The sequence below is a fragment of the Larkinella rosea genome, assembly GCF_003858635.1.
GTDB classification, from domain to species: domain Bacteria; phylum Bacteroidota; class Bacteroidia; order Cytophagales; family Spirosomataceae; genus Larkinella; species Larkinella rosea.
Map to the genome: position 1 here is coordinate 622203 of NZ_RQJO01000009.1, position 17717 is coordinate 639919.

A 17717-nucleotide genomic window follows, 5' to 3' on the forward strand; every position below is an offset into this window, starting at 1 on the left:
CGGCAACCGTTTTAACGGTTTTAAAATCTCAAAACCGTTAAAACGGTTCGTATTTTCCGAATCCTCTCACGATCCCCCGGTTTTAACCGGGGGCTATTATTTTTACTTCTGAAAATGATTTCATCACATTCTGGAACAAAATGCGGTTTTCTACTGACGTTCGTCCTGACGGTTTTCACGGCGATCAGCGCGTTGGCGCAGCAAGGCATTTACCACAACGTGTTGCAGTACGGCGCAAAAAACGACAGCAGCCAACTCTCAACGATGGCCATCAATAAGGCCATTGAAACCGCCGTGAAGGGTGGGGGAGGAACCATTTATTTTCCGCCGGGAAAGTATAAAACCGGTCCCATTCAGCTGAAAAGTAACATCACAATTTTGATCGACGCCGGAGCCGAACTGCATTTCAGCGACAATTTCGACGACTATCTGCCAATGGTGGCGTCTCGTTGGGAAGGGACGGATGTGACCAATTTTTCACCGCTTTTTTACGCGTACAAGGCTGACAACATTGCCATTCGGGGGCGCGGCATCATCGACGGCCACGGGAAAAAGTGGTGGCATTATTCGGAGGTGATCGTGAAGAATTCGCCGGGTTCGAAATGGCAGGACGAGTTTCACCGCCTGAACAAAGACATTCTGCGCCCCGATTTGCCGGGTTGGGTGGAGCGCGGTTTTCTGCGTCCGCCCTTCATTCAGCCGATGCATTGCAAAAACGTGCTGATCGAGGGCATTACCATTCGAAACTCGCCCTTCTGGACGGTGAACCCCGAATTCTGTGAAAATGTAACCGTCACCGGCGTTACGATCAACAACCCCAAATCGCCCAATACGGACGGTATCAATCCCGAATCGTGCCGGTACGTTCACATTTCCAACTGCCACATCAGTGTTGGCGACGACTGCATTACCATCAAATCGGGCAAGGATCGGGCGGGCCGAAAGATGAATGTTCCGGCGGAGAATTACACGATTACGAATTGCACCATGCTGGCCGGACACGGGGGCGTGGTGATCGGCAGTGAAATGTCGGGCGGAGTGCGGAAAATCAGCATTTCCAACTGCATTTTTGACGGCACGGACCGGGGCATCCGCATCAAAACCGCACGCGGTCGTGGGGGCTTGGTGGAAGAAATCCGGGTCGATAATGTGATCATGAAGAACATCAAGGAGCAGGCCATCGTCCTTGATATGCACTACGCCAAGACGCAACCCGAACCGGTTTCGGAGCGAACGCCCGCGTTTCGGAACATCCATTTTAGCAACATGACCGCCGAAGCGAAACAGGCCGGGTACCTGAGCGGTCTGGAAGAAATGCCAATCGACAACATCACGTTTACGGACCTCAACATCACCTCAGAAACCGGCTTTTCGATTAAAGAAGCCCGAAATCTGGAGTTTCACAATGTTTCCGTCGGCACGCAGAGCGGTCCGGCGATAGTCGCCGAAAAAGTCAAAACGATGGAAATCGACGGCGTAAAAACCGCTACTACGCACCCGAATACGCCGGTCGTGGAACTGACCAATGTAGAAGACGCCTTTATTTACGACTGCTTTCCAAAACCGGGCACCGACGTTTTTCTGAAACTCAACGGCGAGCAAACCCAGCACATCACCGTCAGCGGCAACAACTTCCGGCACGTCAAAACGCCGGTTTTGAAGGAAGGAAAATTGGAGAGTTTGAAAGTTGAGTGAAGTGTAAAAGAATGAAAAATGTAAAATGATGAATGCTAAATGTAAAAGTGACCGGGCTTCGCTGAAACACTTTTACATTCGACATTTATCATTCTACATTTTTCATTTACAATATCTTCAACTCCCCATCCAACCGATACGTTTTCCCCTTTTCGGTCGATAACTGAACTTCTTTAGTCCCGTAACGCAGCGTGCACGGCTGCCCGGCCTTGGAAGTAACTTCAACGTTACTCAGTTTTCCGTTCTGCCAGCGGATGTTCAGCACAAATCCGCCTGACGCACAGATTCCGTTGATCGACCCGGTGGGCAAATCGGTCGGCAGGGCCGGAAGCAGATCGAGCGTCTTTCCCTGACTTTGCAGCAGCATTTCCCCAATACCACTCGCGCCCCCAAAATTGCCATCGATCTGGAACGGCGGGTGGGCGTCGAACAGGTTGGGGTAGGAGCCGCCCCCGGTGACGCCTTCGGGCGAAATGGCCGGACGAAACAGTAGCTTAACCATGTTGTAAGCATGATTTCCGTCGCGGAAACGGGCCCAGAAGTTAATTTTCCAAGCCAGGCTCCAGCCGGTTCCTTCGTCGCCCCGCACCAGCAGCGACTGCCGGGCGGCTTTCATCAGGTCGGGCGTTTCGTCCCAGTTGATATCGGTGCCGGGGTGAACGCCCCAGAGGTGCGACACGTGCCGGTGGTGGTCGTTCGGGTCGTCGATGTCCGGCAGCCACTCCTGCAACTGGCCGCGTTTCCCAATCTGGTTGGGCGCGATTTGGCCGTACATCGTTCGCAGGGTGTCACGAAACGCAACATCGATGCCGAGAATTTCGCTGGCGGCTACGCAGTTTTTAAACAGATCGCGGATGATCTGGTGGTCCATGGTCGGTCCCGCAACCAGGCCGAGGTGCTCGGGCGAGTTGGATGGGGTGCTGATCAACCAGCCGGTTTTTGGGTCTTTTACCAGGAAATCCACAAAAAACCGGGCGGCTTCTTTCATGACCGGATACCCCCGGTTTTGCAGAAAAGCCCGATCCTGCGTGTAGCGGAAATGCTCCCAGAGGTGCCGCGACACCCAGGCGCCCCCGCTCACCCAAATGCCGTGGTTCGACGCGTTGATCGGGGCCGTTCCGCGCCAGAGGTCGGTATTGTGGTGCAGCACCCATCCCTGGGCATTGTAGTGTGCTCTGGCGGTTTTCCGACCGCTTTCGACCAGTTCGTCGATGGCGGCAAACATGGGTTCGTGGCAGGCCGACAGGTTCAGCAGTTCGGCAGGCCAGTAGTTCATCTGGAAATTGATGTTCGTCGTGTATTTGCTGCCCCAGGGTGGGGTGAGCAGGTCGTTCCAGATGCCTTGTAGGTTGGCGGGACGTGTGCCGGGTCGGGAACTCGAAATCAGCAGATACCGCCCGTATTGCACGTAAAGGGCCACCAGCGCGGGGTCGGGTGATTTCTCAAAACGGTTGAGTCGCTCGTCGGTCGGGAGTTGCTCGCTGGCGGTGTGGCCCAAATCCAGCGATAAAGTGTTGAAATAGGATTGGTATTCGGCGATGTGGGCGGTTTTCAGGGCATCAAATCGTTTCGTGCGGGCGGTTTGCAGCGGTTTCTGACTCATTGCGGCCGGGTCCCCGGAAACATCTTTGTAATTCTTGAAATTGGTGCCTGCCGTCAGATACAAGGTGGCTTCGTCGGCTCCCGAAACGATGAGTTTATTCCCCGAAACCGTAATCTGACCTTTCTGCGTCTGGATATGCAGCAGACTTTCACCTCTCAACGCGCCGTTCCGTACCTGAACCGACAACGCAATCGTCTGGTGATCAACTTTCCGAACGGAGCTTTCTTTGTGCGGACTAGCCAGCGATGCTTCAAAACTGATTTTCCCCGGCTGGCTGGCGGTCAGGTGAATGGCCACGACCTGATCGGGGGCGCTGGCGAGGTATTCACGGGTGAAATTTACGCCGTTGGCCGAGTAAGTAACGCGGGAAAGGGCCGTTTTAAGGTCCAGCTCGCGCCGGTAATGGACTGGTTTTGTGGTATTTCTGAACCGGAGCCACAGATCGCCAAAGGGTTGGTAATCGGCCTGATAGCGCGGCATGGCCGGGGGGGCGTCGTCCTGAATCCAGAAGCGGAACGGTTTTTTCAGGGAAACCCCATCGGCTGGTTGCTGGCCTTCGGGATAAACCACGAACGTTGGCTGGGCGGTTTTGACGCCGATAAAACCGCCTTTGTCAAACCAGTTGATGACCTGAATCGCCAGTTGATTGGTACCTACCCGCAGCTTGCCCGCCGGAATTTTATACCGCCGGTTTTTCGCAATGCCCTCGTCGGAACCAATCAGTTCGCCGTTCAAATAGGTAAAATCCTGATCACGAATCCGGCCCAGATCGAGTACGACATCCTTGCCCGCCCAGGCTTGCGGAAGTTCAAAGGACGTACGAAACCAGACCGCGCCGTCCAGCCCTTCCAGCCCAGCCCGTTCCCAGCCCTCGGCCGTCGGAACCGGCAGGGTTTTCCAGGAACGATCATCGAACGATGCCAACGCCGGATTGGCTTTTAAGTTGTCTAACTTGCGGATGCGGGCAAACCAGGCGGTTTTCTTTGCCTCATAATCTCCCTCGTTGCTTTGCCGCCCCATGAACTTCTCCTGCGCCAGTTTTTCGGCTTCGGCCTGTTTGCCCTCGGCGAGTAGCTGACGAATCTGCGGCAAATACGGAGCGGCTCCTTCACGCTGGTAGTCACGCGGTTCGCCGGTCCAGAGGGTTTCTTCGTTAAACTGAACGTGGTCCGTTTCCACACCGCCGAACACCATGCCGCCCAGTCGCCCGTTGCCGATGGGCAGCGCTTCCACCCACTGACTGGCCGGTTGTTTGTACCAGAGCGTCAGCGGTTGCGGAACTGGCGTTTGCGCTGTTGCTGTAAAACAGGAAAGCAGAACGAACAGGGCGTTTTTTTTCATCACGAACAGACACTAGTGAATGGCAATGTAAAGTTACACCTTTCTGATAATCAGCGAAATCCAGGCAATCCGGATGCGCCGGGTGGGGCCGAAGGTTTCGAAAAAAAACACGCAAGCCGTTTATTAGTAAGGAGTAACCATAAACTTATTTTTGCAAAACAACCGGCCGGAAATTGACCCACACTTCGCCCGGTTTGGTGCCGGGAATGCCTTCCTGGTAGCGCTTCATGCGGGCATTCCAGGCGTCGACGCGCGGGTTGTTTTCGGTGGTTTTGGGATTGAGTTTATCCAGCCTTTCGCCTTTCGGAATGCTGATCACGAGCATCAGTTGCCGACCGTTTTTGAAGAGCAGTAGTTGCTGAAACTGAGCGTTGCAGAAACCGTTGGACACCTCCGGCCATTTCTCAAACTGAGTAGCATGATCGGCCAGATACTCCTTCTGAAGCGTTTCATCAGCCACCAGATTAGCCGTCAGAATCGTGTGATCCCATTCACCGTTTGTCGGTCCGGAATCACAGCGACTGCGGTTGAACTCGTAAAATAAATCATAATAAGTCTTCACCGTTGCCGTCGGAAATGCCGAACGCAGCCGACTGGTCAGTACCGAAACATCCTGCACCTTGTCAAAAATGACGTACCGGTTTTGCCACTGATACAGAGCCTCCGGACGAAGGTTGGTTCGAGTCATAATCTCATTTATCCGCTGTAGGTCAATAGGTTGACTTGGGTTGGTGACCAATTCGACAATCACCGGATTTTCCTTATTGATCGACCAATTCGGATCGGGCTGAACCTTGTCTTTGAACAAAAAGCGATACGGTTTTTGAATTCCTGCGTTGGCCTTCACGCTGTCGGCCACCTGCGGCCCGTTGTGTTCCCAGACGTTGTTGGGGCCGTTGGCGTTTTGCAGGAATTTTTCCGACGGCGTCCAGTTGTCTTTGATCGTGAAATACGACGAACCTTCGTCGGTGTAGAGGTAAAACCAGTGCGTCGGCAGGTGCGCATAGGGTGCCTTGTAAACGCTGTCGATGTAATTCTCAGCGATCAACGAACCCGGTTGCGCCGACAGCGTATAAATCGCTGCCGCATCGTAGAGATGTTTGGCAAAATGGTGGATTTTATTCGCGACCACCCGGTTAGTGCGCATGGCGTTGATCGTGCGCGTCCAGCCCCAGCCCAGGCTAATGCCGCTGTACGACACCTCGCAGATTTCATTGTGTTCAATCGTACTACCCCGAAGGTAGCCCGCGCCAATGCCCACGCAACCCCAGTCTTCGTTCGTAACGTTGGTAATTAAATTGTTGGTAATGAGTAGATTCGTACAGATTTCCTGCTCGTCGGTGGGGTTGTAGGGCCGGTGAATTTCGGTGGCTTCGTCGGCAAAAACGCCCGCCAGAATGCCCGTGCCGCCGATGTCTCTGAACAGATTTCCCCGGATGACATTGTCGCTAACGCCCTTGTGGTAATCCAGCCCGGTAGCGGCCAGGTGCTCAAACCGGCAGTTCTCAAAACCGGTCTGGTTGGCAAAGGAAACCTCCACTGCCGCGGCCGGGCGACCCACCCAGGCCTGATTCTCCAGCGTTTTTTTGTCGGGTGTACCCGGCAGTTTCAGTTTGTAGGCATCCAGCATGTACAACCCGGTCTGGTGCGGCACGTGCCCCTGCTGCGACGGCCGGAGCCAGCCGGTATGCTGAAACGTAATGCCTTTGAAAAGGACGTTTGAAACCGGATGATCGGCGGTTCCGGCGACGCGCACCAGCGTTTCGAGCGAAGGGACAATCACCGTTGCCGTGGATAGATTTTCGTTGGGGCGCGGAATGTAGTAGATTTTTCCGGCCCTGGTATCCAGAAACCACTCGCCGGGCTGATTCAGGAATTGAATAGCATTGGTCAGGTAAAACGCCGAATTGCCGGTTTCTTTCGAAAGCCAGGGCGCGGGCCAGGGGTGCTCGGATTGAATACGGCTTTCGGGCTGGTGAAACCAAAGTTTAGCGCTATCGCCCTGAAATTCAATCTGTTTAATGCGCAGGTTGGCAATGGCCCACCACTGGTGAATCAGCATTTCCAAACCGACAGCTTTCGACAAATCACCGAATTTGGGAGCGGGAATCCAGCAGGTTTGCTCGGTTTTGTTCCACGACAGAATCCGGTTCATCAGCGGATAGGATGTGTCTTTGGCCCGCGTCGCTTTTTCGCCGTTCACCCACAACTGACGGAATTCCAGCATCCGACCGCCCACGTTGGGTACATCGGCCACCCAAGCTTTTCCGCTGGCTTCTTTGGGCAAACCCGGAACGGATGTTTTCAGTTTCTGCCAACCGGTTACCGGAACGCCACCGCTCAAAACCGGGTGAGCATTCGGCGCGGCTTCAATCACCGTCGGACTCGATGGTGTCCCCGAATCTTCCGGGAGGATGAAAACCGGTTCATTTAAAGCGTAAACGCCATTTTTTAGGTAAATGTGTGCGCCGTTTGCCACAACCGGGTCCGATAACCGGCGGAATTCCCGAATCTTCCGAAGCGCCATCTGTAAACTCATAACCGGTTTTTCGCTCGTTCCGGCATTCCGATCCGACCCGTTCGGTGACACCCAGATTTCGGCTTGCTGCCCGAAACTAAGTCGGGCGAGGAGGGAAAAAAGGAGGAAAAGTAGAGGGCGTTTCATGCGGTTATTTCCCGGAAAAATCAAAAAACAGGGTTAGCTCTTTGGCGCGGGCGGGTTCTTTTTCGTAATCGTAATAAATGTGCTTCATCCCCATCGGACCGGTCGTTTCGTTGCGCTGCGTTTTACTGCCAATGCTGCTGATGCCCTGCATAAACGAGAGGTCGCCCGACGGAAAAATTGGTTCGTAATTGTGCCACTGATCGGTTTTCCAGGCGGGCGTAAACAGACGGAAGAAAACGTCTTCGTCGTCGGTTGCCACCGTAAACGGCTGGCCTGTGGTTTCAAACCGACACCAGTACAGGTTGGCATGATAGCCCTTGAATTCGGGGTAAACAACCGGCGTTTCACCGGTTTCGGTCTTGTTATAGGCCTTGTTCCAGACGCCCAGTGCCCCGCCTTTCATCCGGTTTTTCCAGACCCGATACGGCCCTTTGCCCATCCATTTGACGGCTTTCATCGCGCTTTCGGGAAATGAAAAATTGACGCCGACGAGCGTGGTGAAATACCCATCGGGAAAATACCGCACCTTCATTTTGATCCAGCCCGACGGATAAATTGTCCATTGAAGGGTATTATAGCTGGTTTTTCGCTCAAACGTCGATTCAATGACGGCATTTTTTCCCTCGACGCGGTGCGTAAAGTTTTTGAAGTTGTTGACACCTTCCTGCAAAACCGGCCCGTTGGTAAACGGAATGGTTCCGTTTCGGTTGGCAACCTGTTTCAAAATTCCGGTTCGCTTGCTGAACAACACCTGAACCCCGTTGGCCGAGACTGTATACAAGGAATCGGATTCGGTGAAACTGACTGGCGCAGGGCCATCGGTTTTGACGAGTGATGCAGCTGATTTGTCAGGCAACGAAATGGGGAAGCTCCAGGTAAACAGTTCACGGCGATGCGGATCGGTGGCGGTGATGTACAGAAAATCGTAGTTGCGCCAGTCGGCGGGGAGCTGGGCTTTCAAGGCACCTTTTTGGAGCGGTTGTAGGGCCGGTACAGAAATTGAAAACCGCTTTTCCGGGGATTTAACCGCGTCGTTGGGGCCACTCATTTTCACCAGTTTGCCGATAAACATACATTGGCTCGTATTGGTAAAGTGATACCGGTTTTCAATTGGAAACGTACCGTCGAAGGTTGACGTCAGCTCCCGGTGTTCCAGTTTAATGGGCGACCAGACTTCCTTGATCGTGAAAAAGCTCCCTTCTTTTTCGCGGTACGGACCTACAATGCCGTCGGCGCCCCGGTTTCCGTCGGTATCGATGATGCCGTCCTTGTCGGTGCGAACCACGCCCTGATCGGCAAAGTCCCAGAGAAAACCGCCAGCCGCCAGCGGGTCGTGCCACATCGCTTCCCAGTAATCTTCCAACCCGGCCCCGTGGCCGCCGTCGTACATCCCGTGCAGAAATTCGGTCGGCAGCGTAATCGAATGGCCGTGGTTGTAGTTGCCGATGCCGTAATTATATTCCCGGTAATGCTGCGTGTCAAAACCGCCAAAATCCTCCCAGGCGTGAATCACGGGCCGCTTCTGAATATCTTCTTTCGTAAACAGCGGATCAAGTTCGTAGTTGTGACCACCTTCGTTGCCGTTGATCCAGAAAATAACCGAAGGATGATTGACGTCGTGCGTGATCAGTTCCTTCAGAAGTTTGGTGCCGGTTGGCGTGTCGTAATGACCGTGCCAGCCCGCCAGTTCGTCGAACACGAAAAGGCCGAGCGAATCGCAGACGTCCAGAAAATGCTCGTCGGGCGGGTAGTGCGACATCCGGACGGCGTTCATGTTCATGTCCTTCATCAGATTCACATCCAGCACGCTGAGTTTTTTGCTCAGCGCCCGGCCCGACGACGGCCAGAACGAATGCCGATTGACACCTTTCAGCTTGATTTTCGTGCCGTTGACGTAAATCCCGTCGCGCGGTTTCACCTCAACGGTTCGGAAGCCGAAAAACTTCGTCACCGTATGCACTGGTTTTCCGGCCTGCAGAAGCCGGAATTCAACTTTGTACCGATTCGGCGTTTCGGAGGTCCACAGCCGCGGATTCGGAATGATTTTCGCCAGCGAGACCCTGTTGTTTTCCGGCCCGGTTTTCGCACTGAACGGCGGACCCGCTTTTTGCCCGTTCAGCGTAAAAATCTGTGCAGAAACTTCGAGCGGTTTTTCATTTGTAACCAGCTGGACCTGAGCTTTAAATGTGCCATCGGCGCGGGCGTCGATGGCTACGTGTTCAAGGTGTTCGGCGGGCAGAATTTCCAGGTAAACCGGTCGGAAAATGCCGCCGAATAGCCAGAAATCACCCTTGCGCTCGGCTTCGTTGACGGATGCGTTGGCTGAATGCTTCGAAACGGTAACTTCCAGCAGATTACCGGCGCCATACTGAAGCAAATTCGAGACGTCATAGCGGAAGGCGTAGTACGATCCTTCGTGCCTTGGTCCCGCCGGTTTTCCGTTGATTTTAACCTCGGTGTCGGTCATCACACCCTCGAAAACCAGGTTGATCCGCTTGCCTTTCCACGACGCTGGCGCCTGAAAATCGTGTTTATACAAACCCTGCTCCTTGCCGCGCGCGCTGTCTTTGGCAAAACCGTAATTGTATTTGCCGAATCCCTGCAATTCCCAGTTCGACGGCACCGGAATGGTGGTCCATTTTCCCGAATTCCGACCGGCGGTGCAGAAAAACTGCCAGTTGACGGTCTGGTCGTTTCCGGTGCCCGACAGATACCGTTTTTCGGTAGACTGGGCGGTGACCAGCTGCGCCATCAGAAGAAGAAAAACCGTTGCAAATCGGTACGTCATGGAAGAGAATCGGGCGGTTACTTACTGTTTACTAATTTGGTTAAAATCCGCTTTTTTACCTTGAAAATCGTTCCGTGTTTGTGGCCTTCCGGCACCGAAATCCGGTCGGAAATAGCCGTGAATGTTTTGAAATCGCGGGTCTTCACGGCGTCGTAGGTTTTGTTCTGGTACGAATCGAAGTAAATCAGCCAGTCTTTGCCGACTTTTACGACCGAGGGGCCTTCTGTGAATTTTTGGGTAAATGGGGAAGATACGCCGGTAAATGGTCCGGTGGCGTTTGGGCCGAACGCGACTTTCAGATTGCGCTCCGGGCGGGTGTTATCTTTCAGAACGAGCACGTAATCAGCGGCTTTTCGTTTAACGATCACCGCATCGATGACGCTGAATTTGGGGTCGAGAAACAATTGGGTGGGCGCGAAGGTCCGGAAGTCTTTCGTGGTCGTGAAATACATTCGGTGATTGTTTTTCTCTTCTTCCACCCCGCGCTCAAAACGGTTCGGAATGGTGGACGCCCAGATGATGACAAACCGGTCGGCTTCCTGGTCGTAAAATAGTTCGGGCGCCCAGACGTTCACCGTCGTCGGTTCGTGTTCCATCACCGGAATAAACCGCTCTTCCGACCAGTGAATCAGGTCTTTAGAGCTTGCATAACCGAACCCTTTGTCCTCTTTCCAGCTACTTGTCCAGACCAGGTGGAACGTGCCGTCTTTGCCCTGCGCAATCGACGGGTCGCGCATCACTTTCTGGTTCCCAATTTCCGGTTTCAGAAATGTACGGTTCAGATCCGTCCAATGATATCCATCTTTGCTATACAAAAACCGCAACCCTTCGTTGGCCGGTTCGTGAAAGGACGTAAAGAGAAACACCTCTTTTGAACACGAACTCAACAGGAGAAAAAGACCAAAAAGGTAACTTAAACGCTTCATGGGTTCAGGGTCAATCCGCCCGGCCGATCAGGCCGGTTTTCGCAGCTACAAAGGATTATTTTTATTGGTTATAGGGTTTGTAGCATTTTAGCGGGGATGTGTAGTATTTTGTCAGCAACGTACCCACGGACTTTAGTCCGTGAGATCCTCTCAATTATTCTATCTTCAAGAATAGTTAGGGACTCACGGACTAAAGTCCGTGGGTACGTGATCAATACCCCGGATTCTGCGTAATGGCCGCATTTTGGGTGCGGACGATCTGCGGGATGGGCCAGAGCAGTTTTTGGGCGGTGATGGCTTTTCCCTTGGCGGTCAGAACCGGAACGGCGCGGTTGGTGCGTTTCAGGTCGAACCAGCGCTGGAATTCGATGGCCAGCTCCACCCGGCGTTCGTGTTCGATAGCCAGATCAAGCGTGGCGTATTTGGCGGTTGGGTAAGCCGCATCGCCAAATTTGGGCAGCTTCGCGCGGGTTCTGACCAGATTCAGGTACGTCGGATCGCCGGTTGCTTCGGAGAGCAGTAGCAGCGCATCGGCGTAGCGTAAGATTACGAAGTTATTGTTCGACAAGGGGTTACCACCGACCTGCGTCGCTTTCGTATCCGTCCACTTGATGGGGTATTTCTGCGCGATGAACGTTCCGGCGTTGTTGTACCCCAGCGCAATCGATGCATCCCGGCGGGTGTCACCGGTTTCGTATTCGTTGTACAGATCGTCGGTCACCTGGTTCATGCCACCACCGTAAAAACCGAGGAAGTTGTTGTTCGGGTAGAATGTCTGGTAATACCGGCTGAACGGCGCTGACGCATTGCCGCCCAGAAACTGAATCTCGAAAATGGACTCCTTCGTGTTTTTGACGCTTGGTCCCCACAAGTCGGTGTAATTGGGCAGCAGCGCATACTGGTTGCTGTTGTACACTTCCTTTAAAACCGTGGCCGCAGCCGCTTTGTCGCCGAGCGTCAGATAGACTTTTCCCAGCAGGGTTTGAGCCGCCCCTTTGGACGCCCGACCCGGTATCGTAATGGCTGTCGCCAGCGGCAGTTTGTCAGCCGCGAATTGCAGATCTTTCTTGATCTGATCGTAAACCGCACTCTGCGGAGAACGCAGCACGGCGTAGCTTTCCTCACCGGAAAGGGGCGTCGTCACGATCGGCAAATCACCCCACAACTGAACCATGTTGTAGTAATAAAGCCCGCGTAAGTACATCATTTGGGCTTTCACCCCGTCCTTGTAAGCGGCATCCAGATTCGCGCCTTCAATCTTGTTCAGGACAATATTCGCGTTGAAAACCGCCTTGTAGCAATCCTGCCAGAACTGGTACACCATTGTGTTGGCCGTAGCCAGGCTGTAATCCTTGAACTGCCATTTGTCGGCCTGAATCCCCGAAATATTGAACATAATGGCGTTGTCGCTCATTTGCTCGTTGGCATAGGAAACCGGTCCTTCGGGGTGATAAAACGTGTACAGCGAAGCGTAGGCCCCGTTGACCGCCAGTTCGAAATCGTCGCGGGTTTTGAAGTTGTCGGCCGTGGCATTTGACAGCGGAGTCAGGTCCAGAAACGAGTCTTTGCAGCCGGTAGTCAGTAGCCCGAAGCAAAGAATGGTTAGGAAATAGTTGATGGTTTTCATGAGAAATAAGTCTTTTTTCAGCTTAGAGATCAACTTTCAACCCGATGGTCACGACGCGCGGGATGGGGTAGGAGCCGTAATCGACGCCAATGAAAGCACCGTTCGGCGCGTTGCCCGAGGCATTCAAACCGTTGCTGCCGCTGGAATAATTGCTGGCGCCGTAGGTCGTGTTTTCCGGGTCGTAGTTGGTGTATTTGCTCCAGAGATAGACGTTATCGGCATTGACGTAGACCCGGGCAACGCGGAACGGGGTTCGGCGGGTCAGCGACGTTGGCAGCGTGTACGAAATCCGGATGTTTTTCAGGCGGGTAAACGATGCATCTTCCACCCAGAGGCTGTGAAACTGATCCTGCAAACCGGTCAGGCCAAGAGTCGCACGGAAGTGTTTGCCATCGCCGGGATCGGCTTCGGAACGCCAGCGGTTATCGACGCTCGCGAACATGTTCCGGCCGTTGTTCCAGAAGCCGAGGTAGCGGAAATTCTGGTTGACAATCTCCCCGCCATAGGTTCCCTGCAACAGAAACGAGAAATCGAAGCCTTTGTACGAAACCGTGTTGGTCAGACCCGCCGTGAAATCAGGCTGGTAATTGCCCAGCGAAGTTCGGTCGTCGGGCGTGATTTTGCCGTCGCCGTTCACATCCCGGATGATCGGATCGCCCGGCTTGGTGGTGCTGTAGTGCGGAGCCGCATCGACAGCCGCCTGGTTTTTAAACACCCCGTCGACCACGTAACCATAGAAATTGGAGATCGGCTGGCCGACTTCGGTTTTGACTGCGACCACAAAATCCGTGTAAATAATCGGTGCGTTGGTGGGGCCGAGTTGCAAAACCGTGTTGCGGTTTCGGCTGAAATTCAGGTCGGTCGTCCAGATTACTTTGCCCGTCGTGTTTTTCGAATTCAGATTCAGTTCAACCCCCCGGTTGCGCATCCGGCCGATGTTGGTGAGCTGCGACGAGAAACCGGAAATGTCGGGCACCGGCACGTTCAGCAGCATATCGCGGGTTACCGAGTTGTAATATTCCGCCGACAGCCCGATCCGGTCGTTCAACACGCGCAGGTCCAGCCCAATGTTCAGCTGCCCGGTGCGTTCCCATTTCAGGTTGGTGTTCGAAATGTTGGAAATCGTCAGCCCCGAAGCCAGAGCCGCACCGGAAACGTAGTTGGTGGCCGACAACAAACTGATGGCGCCGTAGTTCGGAATCTGGTTATTCCCCGCAATTCCGTAGCTGGCGCGTACTTTCAGGTTGTTGACGAACTTGACGTTCTGCATGAACGATTCATCCGAAATCAGCCAGCCCGCCGAAACCGATGGAAAATAACCCCAGCGCGATTCTTTCCCGAACCGCGAACTACCATCCCGGCGAATGGCCGCCGTCAGGAAATACTTGTTTTGGAAATTATACTGTGCCCGGCCGAGGTACGAGATCATCGACCATTCCGTGGCCGTGCTGGAGCCGCTCGTGACCACCCCGGCATTGAGCGTTTCGACCAGGTCGTTCGGGAAACTGCCCGAGGTAACGGTCGCAAATTCGTCGCGTTGTTTCTGCACCGAATAACCGGCCAGCACATTCAGGTTGTGGTCGCCGAAACGTTTGTCGTACGTCAGCGTGTTTTCCGACAGCCAGTTCAGCATGTACGACGACTGCACGTTTCCTTCCGCGGGGAGCAAACCGGAATAGCCATAGCCCTGGTTCTTAACGCGATATGAATTTAGCCGCGTGTTGAACAGGTTGCCGTTGATGCTCGTCCGGAACTTCAGATCGTTGGTGATGTAGTACTCCGCGAACGCTGTTGCGAGCGTATTGAACGACTTGTTCTGCTTGTGGTAAAACCGGGTCAGGGAGTACGGATGCCAGAGATTCAGGTCGTTGTAGGCGATGTATTTGCTCCAGACCGAGTTCGGGTCGCGGTAACCGAGGTTGCCGTTTTCGTTGTAAACCGGAAAAATCGGATCGCTCTGGATCGCCAGACTCACCACGTCGCTCTTGCCCTGCGTGCCTTCCGTCCGGTCAAAAACCGTGGTCGCACTCAGGTTCAACCCTACCGAAAACTTGTCCGAGACGTTGTGTTTGATGTTCGTGCGCAGGGACAGTCGCTTGTAATAATTTTCGTCTAAAACCGCCTGCTGACCAAGGTACGAGCCTGAAAACAGGAACTGCGTTTTCTCGGTGCCGCCCGAAACCGAAAGCTGGGCGTTGTGCGAGGGCGCTACCCGGAACATCACGTCCTGCCAGTCGGTGCCTTTGCCAAACTGCTGCGGATTGGTGGTAAATTCTTCGGGAATGCGGTAGGTCGAGGAGCGAACGCTGTTGGGGTCGGAGGCTTTGTTGACCGCCGGATTCAGATCGACCCAGGCGTTGTTGTGGGCGTCGATGTAATAGCCGATCCACTGCTGGGCGTCCATCATCGGCACCTTGCGGATCACCGTTTGCACGCCGTATTCGTAGCCCGCGCTGATGTTGGTTTTGCCCACTTTCCCCAGTTTGGTTGTCACCAGCACGACGCCGTTAGCACCGCGCGATCCGTAAATGGCCGCCGATGACGCATCTTTCAGCACATCGACCGACTCGATATCCTGCGGATTGATCAGGTTCAGGTTGAAGTTTTCGAGCGGCACGCCATCCACCACGAACAGCGGAGTGGTACCCGCCGTGATGGAACTGACGCCCCGGATGCGGATAATCGGCGAAACGCCCGGTGCGCCCTGCGACTGCGTGATGTTGACCCCGGCAATTTTGCCGGCCAGCGACTGAGTAACATTGCTGAACGACCGGTCTTTGAACTCATTGAAGCCCACCGACGCCACCGCGCCGGTGATGGCCCGCTTGCTTTGCGTACCGTAGCCCACCACGACCACTTCGTTGAGGGTTTTGTTGGAAGGCAGCATCGAAACGTCGATCACCGTCCGGTTGCTGACCGGAATTTCCTGGGTTTCGTAGCTGATGGAGCTGAAAACCAGCGTCGCGTTTTCGTCGGCCGAAAGGGAGTAAGCGCCGTCCTGATTCGAGATCGTACCGGTTTTGGCCGATTTGATCAGGATGGATACGCCCGGCAGCGGTTTTCCGTTTTCGTCGGTGACTTTGCCCGTAATAGCGACGGTTTTGCTCTGTCCGATGACCTGAACAAAAGAAAAGCAAAGAAAAACAAAGGCCAGGCAGCACTGCCAGGCTCGTTGGGCGGTTGGAGTAGGACTCATCGTGTAAAACAGTTATAAGTGTTCATAGAAATGGTCAATTAGTTCAGTATAAATTACCAGTTAAGGGAGGTTGAGTAATCATTATTTCGGAATGGTATTTTCTTATTTTTTCATAAAAGTATTTCGTTTTATTTGTTTTACTTTGTTTTCGAAAAATATTTTCTTGAAATATGTCTATACAGGCTCAAATCCGGCTTTTCTTTTTTTGCTTCATGTGTTTTCCGCAACTCCTTGCCGCCCAGCGACCCACGGCTTCAGAGCAGGCCGTTGAGCAATGGGGCCTTTATGAAATCACGCTGGCGGGGCCAACTGCCGGAAATCCATTTGCGGATGTCTGGCTGACGGCTGAGTTTTCTTCGGGGGCTAAAAAGATCAAGGTGAGCGGTTTTTATGATGGCGAGGGCGTCTACAAAATCCGGTTTATGCCGGATGCGACGGGCCAGTGGTCGTACCTGACGAGTAGCAACGCCAAACCGCTGAACGGGAAAAAAGGCAGTTTCACCTGTCGCGCGCCATCGGCCACCAATCACGGGCCGGTGAAGGTTCGGGAAATGTATCATTTTCAGTACGCCGACGGAAAACCGTATTACCCGTTTGGAACGACGGCCTACGCCTGGACCCACCAGCCGGAACCCTTGCAGGAGCAGACGCTGAACACGCTGAAGAATTCGTCCTTCAATAAAATCAGAATGTGTGTGTTCCCGAAAACGTACAGTTATGTGGAGGAAGAACCGGCCCTGTTTGCGTACGAAGCAAAAAACCGCACCAAGCTGGCGAATGGAAAGCTCAAATACGAGTGGGATTTTACGCGCTTCAATCCTGCCTTTTTCCGGCATCTGGAAAAGCGCATTACCGATCTGGCGAAACTGAACATCGAAGCCGACCTGATCATTTTTCACCCATACGACAAAGGCCGCTGGGGGTTCGACAGTATGGGTATGAAAAACGATCTGTTTTACATCAAGTATCTGGTTGCCAGGTTATCAGCGTACCAAAATGTCTGGTGGTCGATGGCGAATGAATTCGATTTTATCAAGAATAAACCCCGCGAAGCCTGGGACGTCTACAGCAAAGCCGTGGTGGAAGCCGACCCCTATCATCACCTGTGTTCGATTCACAACGGCACCGAGTATTTCGACAACTGGAAACCGTATTTCACCCACGTCAGCATCCAGAACGGGTCGACGGTCGAAGATTTCGGGCGGGCGGTTTTGCTGCGCGATGCTTACCGAAAACCGGTGGTCTACGACGAGGTTTGTTACGAAGGCAATCTGCCGCAGCGCTGGGGCAGGCTGAGTCCGGAGGAGATGACCGAAGCATTCTGGCAGGGCGTCATTGCCGGAACGTATGTGACGCACGGCGAAACGTACCGCACGCCGGGCGACACGATTTTCTGGGCCGAGGGCGGACGGTTTCACGGCCAGAGTCCGGCGCGAATCGGTTTTTTACGAAAGCTGGTTGAAGAAGAACCCGGCCCGCTGCAACTGGCGGACCCCTGGAAAGACCACCAAACGGCGCAGGCCGACAGCGCCCACTACCTGATTTATTTCGGAAAGCAGATGCCGCCGGAGTGGGTATTCAGTCTGCCGAAAAAAGGGGCACCACCCACCGGAGCGGTTTTTAAAGCCGAACTCATCGACACCTGGAACATGACGATTACACCGATTTCGGAGACATTCCGGCTCGGCGACGTGAAAGATTATCGGGTGTATGACGACGGTTTTAAGAAAATCCGTTTGCCCGCCAAACCGTATCTGGCCATTCGACTGACACAGGTTAACTAGGTAAGTTATTTCGTTTTGTATTTATTGTTTGTGGTTATTGTTGGTTAAGAACGAATGAGAAGTAAAGAAAACGAATTAGAAAATTCTGGTCC

Annotated in this window: 8 protein-coding genes; 2 read left to right on the forward strand and 6 right to left on the reverse strand. The window is 53.6% G+C overall.

All coding sequences use genetic code 11. From position 1 onward, the window contains the following. Positions 1–114: 114 nt before the first annotated feature. Positions 115–1695 carry a glycoside hydrolase family 28 protein gene (locus tag EHT25_RS18475; protein ID WP_124876606.1) on the forward strand — a complete coding sequence of 527 codons (1581 nt, stop codon included), beginning with the start codon at positions 115–117 and terminating at the stop codon, positions 1693–1695. Positions 1696–1801: 106 nt separating this feature from the next. On the opposite strand, the gene EHT25_RS18480 is transcribed toward EHT25_RS18475, so the two are convergent. The 6 genes from EHT25_RS18480 to EHT25_RS18505 all read right to left on the reverse strand — a co-directional run bounded on the left by EHT25_RS18480 (position 1802) and on the right by EHT25_RS18505 (position 15841). After that, positions 1802–4639, reverse strand: a complete 2838-nt coding sequence (locus tag EHT25_RS18480) for a glycoside hydrolase family 95 protein (RefSeq protein WP_124876607.1) — start codon at positions 4637–4639, stop codon at positions 1802–1804. A 145-nt stretch (positions 4640–4784) separates the two neighbouring features. Further along, entirely contained in the window at positions 4785–7304 is a 2520-nt protein-coding gene (locus EHT25_RS18485) for an L-rhamnose mutarotase (RefSeq protein ID WP_124876608.1), read from the reverse strand. Positions 7305–7308: 4 nt separating this feature from the next. Then, positions 7309–10092: a glycoside hydrolase family 2 TIM barrel-domain containing protein gene (locus EHT25_RS18490; protein WP_124876609.1), complete on the reverse strand. Its 2784-nt coding sequence runs from the start codon at positions 10090–10092 to the stop codon at positions 7309–7311. 17 nt (positions 10093–10109) lie between these two features. Beyond that, positions 10110–11018: a glycoside hydrolase family 43 protein gene (locus tag EHT25_RS18495; protein ID WP_124876610.1), complete on the reverse strand. Its 909-nt coding sequence runs from the start codon at positions 11016–11018 to the stop codon at positions 10110–10112. Between the two features lie 211 nt (positions 11019–11229). Continuing rightward, a complete protein-coding gene (locus tag EHT25_RS18500; RefSeq protein ID WP_124876611.1) occupies positions 11230–12645 on the reverse strand; it encodes a RagB/SusD family nutrient uptake outer membrane protein in 1416 nt (471 codons plus the stop codon). Between the two features lie 22 nt (positions 12646–12667). Continuing rightward, a complete protein-coding gene (locus EHT25_RS18505) occupies positions 12668–15841 on the reverse strand; it encodes a SusC/RagA family TonB-linked outer membrane protein (protein WP_124876612.1) in 3174 nt (1057 codons plus the stop codon). A gap of 170 nt (positions 15842–16011) precedes the next feature. Between EHT25_RS18505 and EHT25_RS18510 the strand changes: the two genes are divergently transcribed. Then, a complete protein-coding gene (locus EHT25_RS18510) occupies positions 16012–17625 on the forward strand; it encodes a DUF5060 domain-containing protein (protein WP_229311634.1) in 1614 nt (537 codons plus the stop codon). Positions 17626–17717 lie beyond the last annotated feature (92 nt).

Bases quoted from the DNA above. Each gene is read 5' to 3' on its own strand.
- EHT25_RS18495 (WP_124876610.1), bottom strand. From the start codon at position 11,018: ATGAAGCGTTTAAGTTACCTTTTTGGTCTTTTTCTCCTGTTGAGTTCG.
- EHT25_RS18485 (WP_124876608.1), bottom strand. From the start codon at position 7,304: ATGAAACGCCCTCTACTTTTCCTCCTTTTTTCCCTCCTCGCCCGACTT.
- EHT25_RS18505 (WP_124876612.1), bottom strand. From the start codon at position 15,841: ATGAGTCCTACTCCAACCGCCCAACGAGCCTGGCAGTGCTGCCTGGCC.
- EHT25_RS18500 (WP_124876611.1), bottom strand. From the start codon at position 12,645: ATGAAAACCATCAACTATTTCCTAACCATTCTTTGCTTCGGGCTACTG.
- EHT25_RS18490 (WP_124876609.1), bottom strand. From the start codon at position 10,092: ATGACGTACCGATTTGCAACGGTTTTTCTTCTTCTGATGGCGCAGCTG.
- EHT25_RS18510 (WP_229311634.1), top strand. From the start codon at position 16,012: ATGTCTATACAGGCTCAAATCCGGCTTTTCTTTTTTTGCTTCATGTGT.
- EHT25_RS18475 (WP_124876606.1), top strand. From the start codon at position 115: ATGATTTCATCACATTCTGGAACAAAATGCGGTTTTCTACTGACGTTC.
- EHT25_RS18480 (WP_124876607.1), bottom strand. From the start codon at position 4,639: ATGAAAAAAAACGCCCTGTTCGTTCTGCTTTCCTGTTTTACAGCAACA.